At 68.5% G+C, this 16,923-nt stretch carries 16 protein-coding genes; 5 read left to right on the top strand and 11 right to left on the bottom strand.

Translation table 11 applies throughout. The features are described from left to right. Window positions 1-118: 118 nt before the first annotated feature. Window positions 119-883, bottom strand: a complete 765-nt coding sequence (locus tag KHC24_RS06550) for an alpha/beta fold hydrolase (protein WP_213360928.1) — start codon at window positions 881-883, stop codon at window positions 119-121. A gap of 186 nt (window positions 884-1,069) precedes the next feature. Then, window positions 1,070-2,059: a hypothetical protein gene (locus KHC24_RS06545; protein WP_246546185.1), complete on the bottom strand. Its 990-nt coding sequence runs from the start codon at window positions 2,057-2,059 to the stop codon at window positions 1,070-1,072. A 152-nt stretch (window positions 2,060-2,211) separates the two neighbouring features. Between KHC24_RS06545 and KHC24_RS06540 the strand changes: the two genes are divergently transcribed. The 3 genes from KHC24_RS06540 to KHC24_RS06530 are packed head-to-tail and all read left to right on the top strand — an operon-like array spanning window position 2,212 to window position 4,153. After that, complete coding sequence (locus tag KHC24_RS06540; RefSeq protein ID WP_213360926.1) at window positions 2,212-2,457, top strand: zinc-finger domain-containing protein; 246 nt, start codon at window positions 2,212-2,214, stop codon at window positions 2,455-2,457. A gap of 9 nt (window positions 2,458-2,466) precedes the next feature. After that, complete coding sequence (locus tag KHC24_RS06535) at window positions 2,467-3,645, top strand: FAD-dependent monooxygenase (RefSeq protein ID WP_213360924.1); 1,179 nt, start codon at window positions 2,467-2,469, stop codon at window positions 3,643-3,645. Between the two features lie 4 nt (window positions 3,646-3,649). Next, on the top strand, window positions 3,650-4,153 hold the full coding sequence (locus KHC24_RS06530; RefSeq protein ID WP_213360917.1) for a hypothetical protein: 504 nt from the start codon (window positions 3,650-3,652) through the stop codon (window positions 4,151-4,153). Here the strand turns inward: KHC24_RS06530 and KHC24_RS06525 are convergent. Continuing rightward, a complete protein-coding gene (locus KHC24_RS06525; RefSeq protein ID WP_213360915.1) occupies window positions 4,143-4,460 on the bottom strand; it encodes a DMT family transporter in 318 nt (105 codons plus the stop codon). The genes KHC24_RS06530 and KHC24_RS06525 overlap by 11 nt on opposite strands. Before the next feature lie 134 nt (window positions 4,461-4,594). Here KHC24_RS06525 and KHC24_RS06520 point away from each other — a divergent pair, with 134 nt between their 5' ends. Next, window positions 4,595-5,521 carry a LysR substrate-binding domain-containing protein gene (locus KHC24_RS06520; protein ID WP_246546184.1) on the top strand — a complete coding sequence of 309 codons (927 nt, stop codon included), beginning with the start codon at window positions 4,595-4,597 and terminating at the stop codon, window positions 5,519-5,521. Here KHC24_RS06520 and eutC read toward each other — a convergent pair. Further along, on the bottom strand, window positions 5,492-6,310 hold the full coding sequence (eutC, locus tag KHC24_RS06515; RefSeq protein ID WP_213360913.1) for an ethanolamine ammonia-lyase subunit EutC: 819 nt from the start codon (window positions 6,308-6,310) through the stop codon (window positions 5,492-5,494). The genes KHC24_RS06520 and eutC overlap by 30 nt on opposite strands. 13 nt (window positions 6,311-6,323) lie before the next feature. Then, window positions 6,324-7,712, bottom strand: a complete 1,389-nt coding sequence (locus KHC24_RS06510; protein WP_213360906.1) for an ethanolamine ammonia-lyase subunit EutB — start codon at window positions 7,710-7,712, stop codon at window positions 6,324-6,326. 180 nt (window positions 7,713-7,892) lie between these two features. Here KHC24_RS06510 and KHC24_RS06505 point away from each other — a divergent pair, with 180 nt between their 5' ends. After that, window positions 7,893-8,636: an alpha/beta fold hydrolase gene (locus KHC24_RS06505; RefSeq protein WP_213360904.1), complete on the top strand. Its 744-nt coding sequence runs from the start codon at window positions 7,893-7,895 to the stop codon at window positions 8,634-8,636. Window positions 8,637-8,783: 147 nt separating this feature from the next. Here KHC24_RS06505 and KHC24_RS06500 read toward each other — a convergent pair whose 3' ends face one another. From KHC24_RS06500 to kdpF, 6 genes are read right to left on the bottom strand one after another with little or no spacing between them, the layout of a single operon-like run. Beyond that, entirely contained in the window at window positions 8,784-9,467 is a 684-nt protein-coding gene (locus KHC24_RS06500; RefSeq protein WP_213360896.1) for a response regulator, read from the bottom strand. Continuing rightward, the gene (locus KHC24_RS06495; RefSeq protein WP_213360894.1) at window positions 9,464-12,175 is read right to left on the bottom strand and encodes a sensor histidine kinase; all 2,712 of its coding nucleotides are present in this window, start codon (window positions 12,173-12,175) and stop codon (window positions 9,464-9,466) included. Before KHC24_RS06495 ends, KHC24_RS06500 begins: the two co-directional genes overlap by 4 nt. A gap of 15 nt (window positions 12,176-12,190) precedes the next feature. Beyond that, a complete protein-coding gene (kdpC, locus tag KHC24_RS06490; RefSeq protein WP_213360891.1) occupies window positions 12,191-12,760 on the bottom strand; it encodes a potassium-transporting ATPase subunit KdpC in 570 nt (189 codons plus the stop codon). Between the two features lie 2 nt (window positions 12,761-12,762). Beyond that, window positions 12,763-14,814, bottom strand: coding sequence for a potassium-transporting ATPase subunit KdpB (gene kdpB / locus KHC24_RS06485; protein WP_213360883.1), 2,052 nt, complete (start codon window positions 14,812-14,814; stop codon window positions 12,763-12,765). A gap of 11 nt (window positions 14,815-14,825) precedes the next feature. Next, the gene (gene kdpA / locus KHC24_RS06480) at window positions 14,826-16,535 is read right to left on the bottom strand and encodes a potassium-transporting ATPase subunit KdpA (RefSeq protein ID WP_213360881.1); all 1,710 of its coding nucleotides are present in this window, start codon (window positions 16,533-16,535) and stop codon (window positions 14,826-14,828) included. Between the two features lie 19 nt (window positions 16,536-16,554). Further along, on the bottom strand, window positions 16,555-16,872 hold the full coding sequence (kdpF, locus tag KHC24_RS06475) for a K(+)-transporting ATPase subunit F (RefSeq protein WP_213360879.1): 318 nt from the start codon (window positions 16,870-16,872) through the stop codon (window positions 16,555-16,557). Between the last annotated feature and the right edge of the window lie 51 nt (window positions 16,873-16,923).

Below are 16,923 nucleotides of genomic sequence, written 5' to 3'. Positions count from 1 at the left end.
CGGAGCCGGACGGAGCCGAACCGGCGACGTTCTAGCATAGGTGGAGCGCCGGGCCTATGCGGTCCAGTCCCGCCGGCAGTCTGTCGCCGATCACCTCCGAACTATTGCCCGCCGGCGATCAGGGGCGGGCGTCGAGGAAGGCCAGCGCCGCCTGCTTGAACACCTTGTCGCCAACCGCCAGCATGTGCTCGCGGTCGGGTATATCCAGCACCTCGGCGCCGGGGATCAGCGCGGCGAGCGGGCGTGCCGCGCCGGAAACCGCATCGCGGGTGCCGATGGCGATGAGGGTGGGCGTCTGGATCCGGGCCACCTCCTCGCGGGTCAGGGTGCGGCGCGAGCCATAGATGCAGGCGGCGAGGGCCTGCCGGTCGCTCTTGGTCTGTTCGGCAAAGGCACGGAAGGTGCGACCCATGGGATCGGTGACGTCGTCGAGGCTGGGCGCGAGAAGCGCTTCGGCCACCGTCACCGGCAGGCCGGCGCCTTCGACGAGATGAATGCCGATGCCGCCGAGGATGAGCGAGCGCGCCCGCTCCGGCGCGGTGAGCGCGACGCAGGCACCGATGCGCCCGCCCATCGAATAGCCCATGACATCGAAGCGCGGCAGGCCGAGGTGGCTCATCAGCGCCAGCACGTCGCTGGCCATGATCCACGGATCGTAGGCGTCCTGCTCATAGAGCTTCACCGAGGCGCCATGGCCGCGATTGTCCATGGCGATGACGCGGCGTCCGGCGCGGGTGAGCGTCGACACCCAGCCGGGGCCGACCCAGTTGATCTCCTTGGTGGAGGCGAAACCGTGGATGAGGACGATCGGCTCGCCCTCGCCTCCACTCGGCCGCTCGTCGAGATAGGCGAAGTCGAGGCCATCGTGGGAGAAGGTCGGCATGGCGGCTATGGCTCCGGCAAAGCGGGACGGCAATGAGAGCCGGCAAGCTAATGACAGCGGCGAGGCATGCCAAGCCGATCCTTGGCATGCCGGATATGCGCGCCGTTGCATGGTCGCCGGGATGGGGAGCGCCGATCGCAGGAATGCCTGGCGGCGGCGGGTGTGGTGCTCAGGCCGGCAGCGCCTTCAGTCGACAGGCCTTGCCTGACGCCACAACGGCCGCAGCAGCGCCACCACGAAATTATTGAACGCCGCCACCAGGCCGAGAAGGTTGAGCGCCGCCGCGATCACCCAGAAGGCGAGCTTGGTGGAGAGTTCCCCAAGCACCAGCGCGCCGCGGCCGAGCGTCTTCAGCACCGCCAGCGTCTGGCCGCCCTTCGCGTCGGAAAGCCGGCGCAGCCGCGCGACATCGGTCACATCGTCGGCATGGCGCAGGCCGGCGAAGGTGGCGCGCATCCCCGCCTTCTCGCCGACGCGACCGAGATCGGCGACGGCGGCGACCGCACGCGCCTTGCGGCCGGAGCGCAGGAGGCCGATGAGCTGGTCGCCGAGTCGCAGGCTCAGCGCGCCGACCCGGCGGGCGCCCTTGGCGAGGCTGAGGCCGGCACGCAACGTCAATGGCGCGCCGAAGGCGGCGTAGGTGGCGGCGGTCGCCGCAACGCCGGCACCGGCAAGACCGACCATCAGCGGATCCACCGTGTCGCCGCGCAGATAATTGCCGGCCTGCCGGCCGAGATCGCGCACATCGCCCCAGACGGTGAGGTCGCCTGCCGTCGCGCCGGCGAGGCCGGCAAGATCCTCGGCCTCGCCGGTGACGAAACCCCGGCCGAAAGCACCGGCGCCGCGCATGGCTTCGGCGGTGGAGGAAGAAGCGGCCCGTACCCGTGCGCGCAGTTCCGGCGGCACCGGCAGGGCTCGGGCATCGGCAAGCTCGACGAAGCTGGCCGCGAGCTCCGTGTCACCGCCGGCCAGCGCCTCCTCGATTTCACGGTTCGCCCGCTCGGCGGTGAGTGCCTTGTCGAGGCGCAGGTCGGCGAGACGCGCGGCGTCGTCCTGTGCCATCAGCAGCGCGAGCCCCTCCCTTCCCAGCGGCAGCAGCCAGTGGGCCGAGCCGGCGAGGGCGACCAGGAGCGATGCCGCGGCAAACAACCGGGCGAGAGGCAGGCGGCGCATCATTGCGGAACCGGGTGGAGAACGCTGCATCATGCACGCGCATTGTGGCGAAGCCATGGGATGGATGATCTGACCGATACGCGGCCTCTTCCGCCAGCCGGCTCCAGCGGCTATCCTGTCGGCCTCTCAAAGACCAGCGCGGACAGGGCAGATACATGGCAGGCCACGTCGTTCCTCACTTCCACAATTCGGCGGGCGTGCCGGCCATTACCGTCGGCGCGAAGGAATTCATGTGCGTCGGCGCCAAGCCGCCCTATGACCATCCGCATGTCTTCCTCGACATGGGGTCGGACGACGAGATCATCTGCCCCTACTGCTCCACCCTCTACAAGTTCGACGCCAAGCTGCACGGCGACGAATCGATCCCGGCCGGCTGCCTCTATGAGGCCGCCGCGGCCTGAGGAGGCTCCTTGTCCCAGCGCGACATCCTCGTCGCCGGCGCCGGTGTCGGGGGGCTGAGCGCGGCGCTTGCGCTGGCACAGGCCGATTACAACGTCACCCTGATCGAACGCGCGCCGTCGCTGGAAGAAGCCGGCGCCGGCGTGCAGCTGGCCGCCAATGCCACCCGCTGCCTCGCCCGCCTCGGCGTGCTCGAACAGGTGGCTGCGCGCGCGGTGCAGCCGGCCTTCATGCGGGTGATCGATGCCCGGCGGGGCACCGTGCTCGCCGAGGCGCCGATGGGCGAGACAGCCGAGCGGCGCTTCGGCGCCCCGTTTCTCGTCATCCACCGCGCCGACCTGCAGGCGGCCCTCGCCGAGGCGGCCGCGGCCGAACCGCGCATCCGGTTGATTCTCCGCTCCACCATCGAAGGCTTTTCCGAGGAACACGGCCGGGTTCGCGTGGCGATAAGGCGCGGCGAGACGCCGGAGATCTTCGACGGCGCGGCGCTGATCGGTGCCGACGGGGTTCGTTCGGCGGTGCGCGGGCAGATGTTTCCCCATGCCCTGCCCAGCTTCCGTCACCGCGCCGCCTGGCGGGCGACGGCACCGGTGGCGCGGCTGCCAGCGCATCTCGCCGATGCAGCGACGCGGCTGTGGCTGGGGCCGCGCGCGCATCTCGTCACCTATCCGGTGCGCGGCGGCAAGGCGGTGAACCTCGTCGCCATCACGCCCGACGAGCGCACCGCGCATGGCTGGAGCCATGAGGGCGAGGAAGGCGAGCTGGCCGGACATTTCACCGGCTGGTGCGCCGATGTGCAGGAATTGCTGGCGGCGCCGGGGGCCTGGCTGCGCTGGGCGTTGTTCGATCTCGATCCGCTGCATGCCTGGGGCACCGGGCGGGTGACGCTGCTCGGCGATGCGGCCCATGCCATGGTGCCGTTTCTCGCCCAGGGAGCGGCGCAGGCGATCGAGGACGCGACGGTGCTGGCCGATTGCCTGCGGGACGGCGACGACATTGCCGCTGCGCTGCGCCGCTACGAGACGCTGCGCCGGGCGCGCACCGCGCAGGTGCAGGCGGCGGCAAGGGGGATGGACCGGGTGTACCATCTCTCCGGCCCGGCGGCTTTCGCGCGCAACCTCGTCATCCGGGCCAAGGGCGGCGCCGGCGTGCTGGAGCGCTATCGCTGGATTTACGAATGGCGGGGATGAGGCGATGAATGACGGCCGTCGGCAACGTCTGCACGAAATCGCCACCGCCGCGCGGAGTTTTCTGGAGGCGATCTGGCCGGAATGGCACGCCGCATGGGGCGAGACGCCGATGGTGATGTCGCGGGGAACCTGCGGGCGCTCCAGCCTTTTCCTTATCGGCATTCTTCAAGAGCACGGCTTGCCGGCTCACTGGGTCAGCGGCACTCCTCGGTTGGGGGACGATGAACCGGAAGTCGGTCCACACGGGTTCTTCGACGGCCGGCAATGGCAGGCCCATGCCTGGGTGCGGCAGCACGATATGATCATCGATGTCACCGCCGACCAGTTCGGGGCGGCGCCGGTGCTGGTGGTCGCGGCGACCGACCGACGCTATGCCGAGGGTTGCGGTGATACCGCGCTGCCGGAATTTGCCGCCGTGCGGCAGAAGGCGGTCGTCGCTCTCCTGCCGCGCTGGCACGCATCGCCCCAGCGGGCGATCTTGCCCGCCGCCCGCGCCCTCAGCTGCTGATCTGAAGGCCGGCGACGCCGCCGACCAGCGCCGCGGTAGCGAGGATCTTGCCGAGGCCGAGCGGCTCGCCGAACAGGGCGGCGCCGAGGATGACGGCGCCGAGCGTGCCCATCGCCGTCCAGGCCGGATAGGCGAGGCTGATCGGCATCGACTTCATCGCCATGGTGAGGAACACGACGCTGATGCCGCCGGCGACCAGCGTGAGCAGGCTGGGAACCAGCCGGCTGAAGCCCTCGGAGGCCTTCATCGCGAGGGCGAAGACGATTTCAAACCCTGCCGCCAGCACGAGAAACAGCCACGCGGTCATGGATCACTCCTGTCGAAAAAGATGAGACGCGTTCAGGCGTCTTTTGCATGGCATAGAGATAAGCTCCCGAAATCAGTTCGACAAACGCGAAGTTCTCAGCTTATGAATGAATGAAATTCATCCATGAGGATGCCATGCGCCGTCTTCCCCCCTTGGGATCGCTTCGGGCCTTCGAGGCCGCCGCCCGGCTGGAAAGCTTCAAGGATGCGGCAGCCGAACTCGGGGTGACTCCCACCGCCATCAGCCATCAGGTGCGGTTGCTGGAGGAGGAACTCGGCACGCCGCTGTTCATCCGCCGCACGCGCAAGGTGGTGCCGACCGCGAGCGGGCGGGCGCTGGCGGTACGGCTCGGCGGCGCCTTCGACGCGATGGCGGACGCGGTGGCGCAGGCGCGCCCGCGCCCGGGACGGCGACTGGCGACGCTGTCGGCCACCCTCGCCTTCTCCGCCCGGCTGCTGGTGCCACGCGCCGGGCGGTTCCGCACCCTCTATCCGGGCTGGGATCTGCGGCTGCACGCTTCCGACGAGCCGGTGGACCTGGCCGCGGGCGAGGCGGATGCCGCGATCCGCTACGGACGCGGCAGCTATCCCGGCCTGGTCTCGGTGCCGTTGATGACCGAGTGCTTCGCCCCGGTGTGCAGCCCGCGCATCGCGCCCAAGGGGCCGGAGGATCTCAGGCAGGCGACGCTGATCCATTTCGACTGGCTGCTCGCCAAGGTGCACAACAAGACACCAAGCTGGGGCGACTGGGCGGAAACGGTCGGCCTCACCGGCCTCGACACCACGGCGGGACTGACCTTCACCGACGAGAACAGCGCCATCGAGGCGGCGGTGGCGGGACAGGGTGTGGCGCTGCTCAGCCTGCCGCTGCTGGGGTCGGAACTGCGTTCCGGCGTGCTGGTGCAGCCCTTCGGCCCGGTGATCGAGGGGCTGGGCTTCGATTTCGTCTTTCCCGAGGGCGCCGACGCCCGGCCGGAAGTGGCGACGCTGCGCGACTGGGTGCTGGGGGAGCTTTGCCCGGCAGCCGGTCCGTCAGCCGGTCTGTCCGCCGGCGAGGCGTGACGCCGGCGGCTTGCCGCCGACCAGCAGCAGATCGCTCTCGTCCTTCAGGCTCACGCCGGTCAGGCGGCGGGCGAGGGCTTCCTTGAGCAACCAGGTGAGCTTGAAGGCGGCATGGTCGTGGGAGAGCCCCTCCCCGCGCACATTGGAGATGCAGTTGCGCTCGGCATCCGAGCGGCCGAGTTTCGGCGCGAAGGTGAGGTAGAGGCCGAGGCTGTCCGGCGACGACAGGCCCGGCCGCTCGCCGATCAGCACCACCACCGCCTTGGCCGCCAGGATCGCGCCGACCTCGTCGCCCAGCGCGACGCGGGACTGGCTCGCGATGACCACCGGGCCGGTGCTCCAGCCTTCCTGCGCCAGGCGCGGCTTGAGTGCGGCGAGGAACGGCGCCGCCTGGGCGTGGATGGCGGTCGACGACAGGCCGTCGGCCACCACCAGTGCCAGGTCCGGGGTGCTTCCGGCAAAGGGCGCGAGGGCGGCGCGGCCTTCCTCCGACAGCTTGCGACCGAGATCGGGGCGGCGGAGATAGGCCTCGCGCGAGGGCGCGGCGGAGGCGACGTGCACGGTTTCGAAGCCGAGGGCGGCGATGGCGGCAGCGGTCGCCTTCGCCTCGAAGGCGGTGTGGACGGCATCGCGCGCCTGCGCATGGGCGAGGGCGAAGCGCAGTACCTCGCGGGTCGGCAGTCCGGTGCCGGAGCGACCGAGCGCGATGCGCGCCGGAGTGGCGCGGGCGAGCTTCGCCCAGGCATCCTCGATGACATAGGCGTTGGGCGGCCGGCTATCGTCGTTCATTGCCCTGCCCTCCTCACGCCGCGAGGCCGGGGGCGTAGGCGAGCAGCGGGTTGGTGCCGCCCGGCGGCTTCAGACGCCCGTCCGGCCCGGTAATGCCGATCGATTGCAGCCAGGCCTCGAATTCCGGCGCCCGCTTCAGGCCGAGCACGTCGCGCAGATAGAGCTGGTCGTGGAAGGAGGTGGACTGGTAGTTCAGCATCACGTCGTCCGAGCCTGGAATGCCCATGATGTAGGTGACGCCCGCCGCGCCGAGCAGCGTCATCAGCGTGTCCATGTCGTCCTGGTCGGCTTCGGCGTGGTTGGTGTAGCAGACGTCGCAGCCGAGCGGCACGCCCATCAGCTTGCCGCAGAAATGGTCCTCGAGGCCGGCGCGGATGATCTGCTTGCCGTCATAAAGATATTCCGGGCCGATGAAGCCGACCACGGTATTGACCAGCAGCGGCTTGAACGGCCTGCACACCGCATAGGCGCGGGCTTCCAGCGTCTGCTGGTCGACGCCGTGATGGGCGTTGGCGGAGAGCGCCGAGCCCTGCCCGGTCTCGAAATACATCACATTGTCGCCGAGCGTGCCGCGCTTCAGCGACAGCGCCGCCTCGCGCCCCTCCTTCAAGGTGGCGAGGTCGATGCCGAAAGAGGTATTGGCGGCCTGCGTGCCCGCCACCGATTGGAACACCAGATCCACCGGCACGCCGCGATTGATCACCTCGGTCGAGGTGGTCACATGGGTCAGCACGCAGGCCTGCGTCGGGATATCGAAGCGGGCGATGATGTCGTCGGTCAGCTTCAGCAGTTCGCTCAGTACCGGCAGGCTGTCCGAGGCCGGGTTGATGCCGATCACCGCGTCGCCGCAGCCATAGAGCAGGCCGTCGAGGATGGAGGCGGTGATGCCGGCGGGGTCGTCGGTCGGGTGGTTGGGCTGCAGGCGTACCGCCATGGTGCCGGGCAGGCCGATGGTGTTGCGGAACTTCGTCACCACCCGGCACTTCTTCGCCACCGCGATGAGATCCTGGTTGCGCATCAGCTTCGACACCGCCGCCGCCATTTCCGGGGTGATCGCCGGGGCGAGCGCGGCGAGCATCTGGGAAGAGGCGGCATCGGACAGCAGGAAATCGCGGAAATCGCCGACCGTCAGGTGGGCGATCGGCCGGAAGCCGGCGGCGTCATGGGTATCGATGATAAGGCGGGTGACCTCGTCATCCTCGTAAGGCACCAGCGCCTCGGTGAGGAAGGTCGCCAGCGGCACCTCGGCGAGGCACATGCGGGCGGCGACGTTCTCCTCCGCCGAGGTGGCCGCGATGCCGGCCAGCATGTCGCCCGAACGCAGCGGCGTCGCCTTGGCCATCAGCTCCTTGAGATCGGCGAAGACGTAAGCGCGCGGCCCGATGAGGTGACGGTACGGCATGGTTTCTCCCCGACCGGCGGCCGCTGCCCAATCCGGCGCCATGACGCAAAAACATACTCCGTGAAGGTTGGCAGCGGAAGTCGCCACCGGCGACAAGCCCTGTCGCCCCCGGCTCTGGACGGCGGGCGGCACGGGGGCTAGGACGGCGCACAAAATACCAGATCAAACGGCGAGGAATCGATGGCGACCTTCATCCTCATTCACGGCGCCTGGCACTGGGGCGGTTGCTTCGTGCAGGTGGCGAACCGGCTGGCGACCATGGGCCACGCGGTGATCACCCCCGACATGGCCGGCCACGGCTTCGACCCGACGCCGATCGCACAGATTCCCGACCTGCCGACCTATGCCGCCAGCGCCCGCGCGGCGCTGGAAGAAATCGAGGGCAAGGCGATCCTCGTCGGTCACAGCGTCGGCGGCGCGACGGCGAGCTGGCTGGGCGAATTGATGCCCGAGCGCGTGCAGGCACTGGTCTATCTCAGCGGCTTCATGGCGCCGAACGGCAGGAGCGCCCGCGACTTCGTGATGACGCCGACCCATCTCAAACACCCCGCCATTCTCGAAACCCAGGGCATGCTGCGGGTGAACCGGGAAGGGCTGGGGCTCGATTTCTCCAAGCGCCACCTGATCATTCGCTCGCTTTATTCCGACTGCACACCCCACCAGATCGAAGTGGCACTGCCGAACCTGATCCCGGTCACGCCGCATGTGCCCTTCGCGGCGATCTCCGCCATCACCCCGGGCCGCTATGGCCAGCTGGAACGGCACTACATCGAGTGCCTGCAAGATCAGGCCCTGCCCCTGCCGGTTCAGCGCGAGATGCAGGCCGCGGTGCCGGGTGCCACGGTGCATTCGCTCGACGCCGGCCACTCCCCGTTCTTCAGCCGGCCCGACGAGGTGGCGGATATCCTCGACAGGATCGTTTGAGGCGCGCCATTTTCACCTCTCTCCTCTTAGGAGATGAGGTGGGGCGAGGGATCTTTCTCTTCTCCATGTTATCTCCCCTCACCGTCCCGCTTCACGGGTCACCTCTCCCCGACGGCGAGACGATAAGAGAAACAACGCCAGAGACGCTCATTCCGCCATGAAGCGGTAGCCGACGCCCGGCTCGGTGCGCAGGATCGTCGGCTGGGCCGGGTCGCGCTCGATCTTGGCCCTCAGCTGGCCGATGAACACTCTGAGATAATGCAAGTCCTCGCCATGGGCGGGCCCCCAGATCGAGGTGAGCAGGGTGCGGTGAGTGACCACCCGCCCGGCATGGCGCGCCAGCAGCACCAGCAGATCGTATTCCTTCGGGGTCAGCTTCACCGGCGCACCGTCGCGGGTGACGAGGCGGCGCAGCGTGTCGATGGCAAGACCGTCCACCTCGACGTGATCGGCCTCCGCCTCGGCGGCGAGACGGTGACGCAGCGCGGCACGGATGCGGGCGGTGAGCTCACCTATGCTGAAAGGCTTTTCCACATAGTCGTCGGCGCCAAGGTCGAGGGCGGCGATCTTCTCGCTCTCGCGGTCGCGGGCCGAGAGGATGATGATCGGCACCTGCGACCAGCCGCGCAGCTGGGCGACCACTTCCTTGCCATCCATGTCCGGCAGGCCGAGATCGAGGATGACGACATCAGGGGCCGAGGTCACTGCCGCCTTCAGCGCCGCGGCGCCAGTTGCCGCCTCGACGACGTCGTAGCCGGCCGCGGTGAGCGCAGGCCTGAGGAAACGCTGGATCTGCGGCTCGTCGTCGACGACGAGGATGCGGTCGCTCATGGGGTCGGTGTCCTCGCCTCGCCGGGCGGCACCGGGAATCGCAGCACCATGCGGGTGCCGCGCCGCCGCGTGGCCGGGCTCTCAGCCTTAATGGTGCCCCCCATGGCGTCGACGAACCCTCGCGCGATCGAAAGTCCCAATCCGGTGCCGGGCGGGCGCCCGTCCGGGGTGCCGGGACGAAAGAACTTTTCGAACACCTTGTCGAGATCTCCCGGAGCGATGCCCTTGCCGGAATCGGTGACGGAAATGACGATTTCGCCGCCTTCGGCACGCGCGAAGATCTTCACCGGCTCGCCGGCGGCATATTTTGCGGCATTGTCGAGAAGGTTGAACAGCACCTGGCCGAGCAGCACGCTATCACCCTGCATCAGCGGCAAATTCGCGGCGATCGACACGTCGATGGCGAGGTGCGGGTAGTAGCGAGCGCAGCGCTCCACCGCGGCGCGAATGACGTCGCCCACTTCGATCCAGTCGCGGCGGGTCTCCAGCGTGCCGGCCTCGATGCGGGTCATGTCGAGAAGGTTGGAAACGAAGCGCGACAAGCGCCCGCCCTCTTCCTCGATGGTGGCAAGCAGGTCGTCGCGACTCGCCTTGTCCATACGATCGCCGAGTTGGCGCAGACTGGTCACCGACCCGGTGATGGTGGCGAGCGGGGTACGCAGATCGTGAGAGATCGAGGATAGCAGCGCCGTGCGCAGGCTGTCGCCCTGGAGGCGCGCCGCCTGGGCGATGCTCTGCTGCGCCAGCCGGGCGCGATCGAGGGCGATGGCGGTCTGGTCCAAGATCGCCGCCAGCATCGGCTCGGCGGCGCCGTCGAAGGGCTCGCCGTCCCAGCGCAGGCCGAGAATGCCAACCACGCCGTGCGGGCTGGTCATCGGCCGGAACTGCCAGCGGCTGGAGGGCAGCGTGCCGGTGTCGCGGCCGGCAGGTTCCTTGTGTTCGAAGGCCCAGCGGGCGGCGCTCATGTCGCCGACCTCGAGATCGGCATCGGGTGGCCAGGCGGCGGCAAGCGCGACAGTGCCGTTCTGCGGCGTGAGCAGGACCGCCGGACGGTTGAAACTCTCATGCAGCTGTGACACCGCCGCCCACAGCACGTCATCGGCCTCAGCATTGCCGGAGAGTTTTCGCGAAAAATCGTAGAGCGACTGCAACGCGGCGGCTCTGGCTCTGGCTGCCCGCGCTTGCTCGCTCACCCGCGAGGCGAGCCCGCCGGCGAGCAACGCCGCCAGCAGGAATACGATGAAGGCGAACACCTCGTGCGGCGAAGCGATGGTGAAGGTGTAGAGCGGCGGGATGAAAAAGAAATTATAGGCGAGGCCCGACAGCACGGCGGCGAGGAAGGCGGCGCCATAGCCGGCGCGGATCGCCGACACCACCACCGCCATCAGGAATAGCAGCGAGACATTGGAGAGCGGCATTATCCGCTGAATGCCGGTGCCGATCAGCGCCGCGGCGGCGACGGTCACCACCGCATAGGCCGCAGCGCGCGCCAACTCCCCGGGGTGCCGCGCCCGTCGGTGGCGGGGAACCGCCGCGGCGGCATCGGCAAGATCGCCGGTGACCACATGCACGGCGATGCCCGGTACATGCGCGACGATCTCGTCGGCGAGCGAGTGCCGCCGGAAGAAAGGCCAGCGGCGGCGGGCCGGGGCGCCGATGACGATCTGCGTGACATGTTCGCGGCGCGCAAGGCGGATCAACTCGGCCACGAAGTCATTGGCAGTAATGCGCTGCGTCTGTGCCCCCAGCCGCTCGGCGAGGCGCAGCAATTCGTCGATGCGTGCGGGAGCGCCCTCGCCCGGCTCGCGATCGGCACGCTCCAGCGATACCACCGTCCATGCCGCGTTGAGGCCGGAGGCGAGCCGGCTAGCCTCGCGCACCACCTTCTCCGACAGCACATCGCCGCCGACGCAGACCAGCAGCCGCTCGGCCGAGGCCCAGGCGCCCTCGATGGCGTGACCCTTGAGATAGTCGACCATGTCGTCGTCGACACGGTCGGCAGTCCGGCGCAAAGCGAGCTCGCGCAGGGCGGTGAGATTGCCGAGCCGGAAGAAGCGCTCGGAGGCGCGCCGCGCGCTCTCCGGCAGATAGACCTTGCCCTCCTTGAGCCGGTCGATGAGCTCGGCGGGGGGCAGGTCGACGAGGATGATCTCGTCGGCCTTCTGCAGCACGGTGTCCGGCACCTGCTCGCGCACCCGGATGCCGGTGATGTTGGCCACCACGTCGGCGAGGCTTTCGAGGTGCTGGATGTTCAGCGCCGTCCAGACGTCGATGCCGGCGGCGAGCAGTTCCTCGATGTCCTGGAAGCGCTTGGGATGGCGGGAGCCTTCGGGGTTCGAGGAGGCGAGCTCGTCGAGGATCAGGATGCGCGGCTTGCGGGCCAGCGCGGCGTCGAGGTCGAAGGTCTCGATGACGCGGCCCTTATAAGGAACACGCCGGCGCGGCAGGATCTCGAGGCCGTCGAGCAGTTCGGCGGTCTCGGAACGGCCGTGGGTCTCGGCGAGGCCGACCACGATGTCGGCCTTCAGCTTGCGGGCGCGGGCAAGCATCGCATAGGTCTTGCCCACGCCCGGAGCGGCACCGAGAAAGATGGTGAGGCGGCCACGGCCATCCGCGCGCTTGCCGTCGAGGCGCGTCTCCTGGCGCATCGACGCCAGCAGCGCATCCGGATCCGGCCTGCCCTCGTCGCGGGGCTCGGTTGCCGCCATCTCGTTGAAATCCCGTCAGCTCTTCAGATTGTCGAGCGCGAGATTCAGCCTTAGCACATTGACCCGCGGCTCGCCGAGGAAGCCGAGTTCGCGGCCCTGAAGCACGCCATCGACGAGGGCGTCGACCCGCGCGGCATCGAGGCCGCGCGCCTTGGCGACGCGGGCGACCTGGGCGCGGGCGAAGTCCGGCGAGATGTCGGGATCGAGGCCGGAGCCGGAGGCGGTGACGGCGTCGGCTGGCACCTCCTCCTCGATGCCGGCGGCGCGCAGCTTCTCGACGTCGGCGACGACACGGTCGCGCAGCTTGGCCGCCGTCGGGCCGAGATTGGAACCCGAGGAGGCGCCGGCATTGTAGGGATCCGGCGAGGTTGCAGAGGGGCGCGACCAGAAATAGCGCTCCGACGCGAAGCTCTGCCCGATCAGCGTCGAGCCTACCAAGATACCGTCTCGGGTGACGAGACTGCCACCGGCCTGACGGGGAAATGCGGCCCCCGCGATGCCGGTGATGGCAAGCGGATAGGCCAGCCCGAGCAGTGCAGTGAGGAGTACGGTGAGGACGATCGCAGGACGAAAATGCTTCAACATGATCACACCAGATGCAGGGCGGTGACGGCGAGGTCGACCAGCTTGATGCCGATGAAGGGAAGGATCAGCCCACCGACGCCGTAGACGAGCAAGTTGCGCCGCAGCAGCGCGGCGGCACCGGACGGCCGGTAGGAGATGCCCTTCAGGGCGAGGGGGATCAGCGCGATGATGATCAGCGCGTTGAAGATCACTGCCGACAGGATCGCCGATTGCGGCGAGGTCAGCGCCATGATGTTGAGCGCGTTCAACCCCGGATAGGTGGCGACGAACAGCGCCGGGATGATGGCGAAATATTTCGCGACATCGTTGGCGATGGAGAAGGTGGTCAGCGAGCCGCGGGTCATCAGCAACTGCTTGCCGATCTCGACGATCTCGATGAGCTTGGTCGGCGAGGAATCCAGGTCGACCATGTTGGCGGCTTCCCGTGCCGCCTGGGTGCCGGTCTGCATGGCGACGCCGACATCGGCCTGGGCAAGCGCCGGGGCGTCGTTGGTGCCGTCGCCGCACATGGCGATCAGCCGGCCGCCCTCCTGCTCCTTGCGGATATAGGCGAGCTTGTCCTCCGGCGTCGCCTGGGCGAGGAAATCGTCGACGCCGGCCTCCGAGGCGATGGCGGCGGCGGTGACCGGGTTGTCGCCGGTCACCATCACCGTGCGGATGCCCATGGCGCGCATCTGCGCGAAGCGCTCCTTGATGCCGGGTTTCACCACGTCCTTCAGATGCACGACGCCGAGCAGCCGGTCGCCTTCCACCACCGCCAGCGGGGTGCCACCCGAGCGGGCGATGCGGTCCACCGCGGCGCGGAAGGCTTCCGGCGCCCGTGCCTCCTCGACGCCGGCGAAGCGCAGCGCCGAATCCACCGCGCCCTTGCGCAGCTTGCGGGTGCCGAGATCGACGCCCGACAGCCGGGTTTCGGCGGCGAAGGGGATCACCGCGTCGGGCTGCGCCGTCGGCGCCGGCACACGGTATTCACCCGTTGCCAAGGCGACGATGGAGCGGCCTTCCGGCGTCTCGTCGGAAAGGCTGGCGAGCAGCGCCGCTTCCGCCAGCGCCTTCTCGGTCACTCCCGGCACCGGCAGGAAGTCGGTCGCCATGCGGTTGCCGAAGGTGATGGTGCCGGTCTTGTCCAGCAAAAGCGTGTCGACGTCGCCGGCCGCCTCCACCGCGCGGCCGGAAGTGGCGATGACGTTGAAGCGCACCAGCCGGTCCATGCCGGCAATGCCGATGGCCGAGAGCAGGCCGCCAATGGTGGTGGGGATCAGCGTCACCAGCAGCGCCGCGAGCACGGTGACCGACAGCACGGTGCCGGAATAGCCGGCAAGGCCCCAGAGCGTCACCACCGCGATCAGGAAGATCAGCGTCAGGCCCGAGAGCAGGATCGACAGCGCGATCTCGTTCGGGGTCTTCTGCCGCTTGGCGCCCTCGATCAGCGCGATCATGCGGTCGACGAAGCCGCCGCCCGGCGCCACCGTGACGCGGATGAGCAGCCGGTCCGACAGCAGCTGGGTGCCGCCGGTGACCGCCGAGCGGTCGCCGCCGGCCTCGCGGATTACCGGGGCGGATTCGCCGGTGATGGCACTCTCGTTCACCGAAGCGACGCCCTGGATGACCTCGCCATCGGCGGGTATCAGCTCGCCGGCCTCGACGATGACCACATCGCCGATCCTGAGCGTAGTGGCGGGCACCGTCTCGATGCGGCTGCCTTCGTGCTTCAGCCGCGCCGAAAGCTCGGAGCGGGCCCGCTTCAGGCTATCGGCCTGCGCCTTGCCGCGGCCTTCGGCAACGGATTCGGCGAAGGTGGCGAACAGCACGGTGAACCATAGCCAGGCGGCGATCTGGCCGGAGAACCCGGCATCACCGCCGGTGGCAATGTCGCGGACGAACAGCAGGGTGACGAGCGCCGCCACCGCCTCGGTGACGAAGATCACCGGGTTGCGCATCAGCTGGCGCGGATCGAGCTTGCGGAAGGCCGCGACAACCGCCGGCCCGAGGATCGCCGGAGCGAACAGGCCGGGCGCCGCCGGCGCGTGAGGAGACGTCTTTTGCGACGACATGATGGGAACCTTCAGAAGGTCTGGCCGGCGAGCATGGCGAAATGCTCGACGATCGGCCCGAGGGCGAGTGCGGGGAAGAATTGCAGGCCGCCCAGGATCAGGATGATGCCGATCAACAGGCCGACGAACAGCGGCGTATGGGTGGGAAAGGTGCCCACAGACGTCGGCGCCTTCACCTTGGCGGCGATGGAGCCGGCAAGCGCCATGACCGGCACCACATAGGCGAAGCGGCCGAGCAGCATCGCGATGCCGAGAGTGGTGTTGTACCAGGGCGTGTTGCCGGTGAGGCCGCCAAAGGCCGAGCCGTTGTTCCCCGCCGCCGAGGTGAAGGCGTAGAGGATTTCCGACAGGCCGTGCGGGCCGGGCGTGCCGACGCTCGCCACCGCGAAGGGCAGCATGGCCGAGACCGCCGTAAAGCCGAGGATGGCGGCAGGCAGGATGAGCACCGCCAGCATGGCGTATTTCATCTCGCGGCCCTCGATCTTCTTGCCGAGGAATTCCGGCGTGCGCCCGACCATCAGGCCAGCGACGAACACCGAGAGCAGCGCGAAGACGATGAGGCCGTAGAGGCCGGAGCCGGTGCCGCCCGGCAACACTTCGCCGAGCTGGATGAGGAACATCGGCACCAGGCCGCCAAGCCCGGTGAACGAGCCGTGCATGCCGTTGACGCCGCCATCCGACAGGCCGGTGGTGACCGCCGCATAGAGCGCGGTCGCCGACTGGCCGAAGCGCACCTCCTTGCCCTCCATGTTGCCCATGGACGGATCGAGGCCGAGGCTGGTCAGGATCGGGTTGCCGTAGGTCTCCGCCCAATAGACGGCGCCGACGCCGGCGATCAGCAGCATGGCGATGGTGGCGAGAAATGCCCAGCCCTGCCGCCGGTCGCCGACCATCTGGCCGAAGGTGTAGACGAGCGCCGCCGAGATGGCGAGCATCGACCAGATGTTGATGAGGTTGGACAGAGCGGTCGGGTTCTCGAACGGATGCGAGGCATTGACGTTGAAGAAGCCGCCGCCATTGGTGCCGATCTGCTTGATCGCCTCCTGGCTGGCCACCGGGCCGAGCGCGATGGTCTGTTGCGCGCCTTCCAGCGTGGTGGCGGTCACCGAGGCATCGAGCGTCTGCGGCAGGCCCAGGGCGACATAGATCACCGCCACGATCACCGCGAAGGGCAGCAGCACGTAAAGATTGGCGCGGATGAGATCGACCCAGAAATTGCCGAGCGTCGTCGCCTTGGAACGGGCGAAGGCGCGGGTGACGGCGACGGCAAGCGCGATACCGGTCGCCGCCGAGACGAAATTATGCGTGGTGAGGCCGGCCATCTGGGTGAGATGGCTCATCGTGGTCTCGCCGGCATAGTTCTGCCAGTTGGTGTTGGTGAGGAAGCTGACCGCGGTGTTGAAGGCCAGATCCGGCGGCACCGCCGGGAAACCCTGCGGGTTCAGCGGCAGCACGTCCTGCAGCCGCAGGATCGCATAGAGCGACACGAAGCCGACGACCGAGAAGGCCAGCATTGCCAGCGTATAGGCAAGCCAGCCCTGCTCGCGACTCTCGTCGATGCCGGCGAGGCGGTAGAAGCCCTTCTCGACCGGGGCGAGGACGGGGGAAAGCATGGTGCGCTCGCCCGAGAAGACGCGGGCCATGTAAAGGCCGAGCGGCTTGACGGTGACGAGCACAGCGAGGAACAGGGCGGCGATCTGCGCCCATCCGACGAGGGTCATGTTGTTCTCTCCCGTCGTTTCAGAAGCGTTCGGGACGCAGCAGCGTCACCACGAGATAGAAACCGAGCGCGACGGCCACGGCGAGCCCGAGGATTGGTTCGATCATGATCGCCGCCTCACGTGAGCCGGGCGAGAAGGCGCGCATAGACGCCGAGGGCGGCGAGCGCGGCGATGCCGACAAGGAGAAAAATGACGTCTGCCATGGCAGAGCTCCCAAGGTTTGCAGGGTCGCGGGAGACTGCTCCTGAGACGGGTCAGGTTTCGATTGCGGATGCACGGGCGCGGCATAAGGAAAGCGTAAAGAAACGGCGATGCGTGCCCGGATCGCCATAAGCATCCTGAATGGCGCCTATCGGAACATCTCGTTTTCCGCTGCCGCCGCCCTCGC

The organism is Ancylobacter defluvii (genome assembly GCF_018390605.1).
Classification (GTDB): domain Bacteria; phylum Pseudomonadota; class Alphaproteobacteria; order Rhizobiales; family Xanthobacteraceae; genus Ancylobacter; species Ancylobacter defluvii.
Note: the sequence above shows the minus strand (reverse complement) of the source record. Positions and strands in the feature narration are given on the sequence as shown.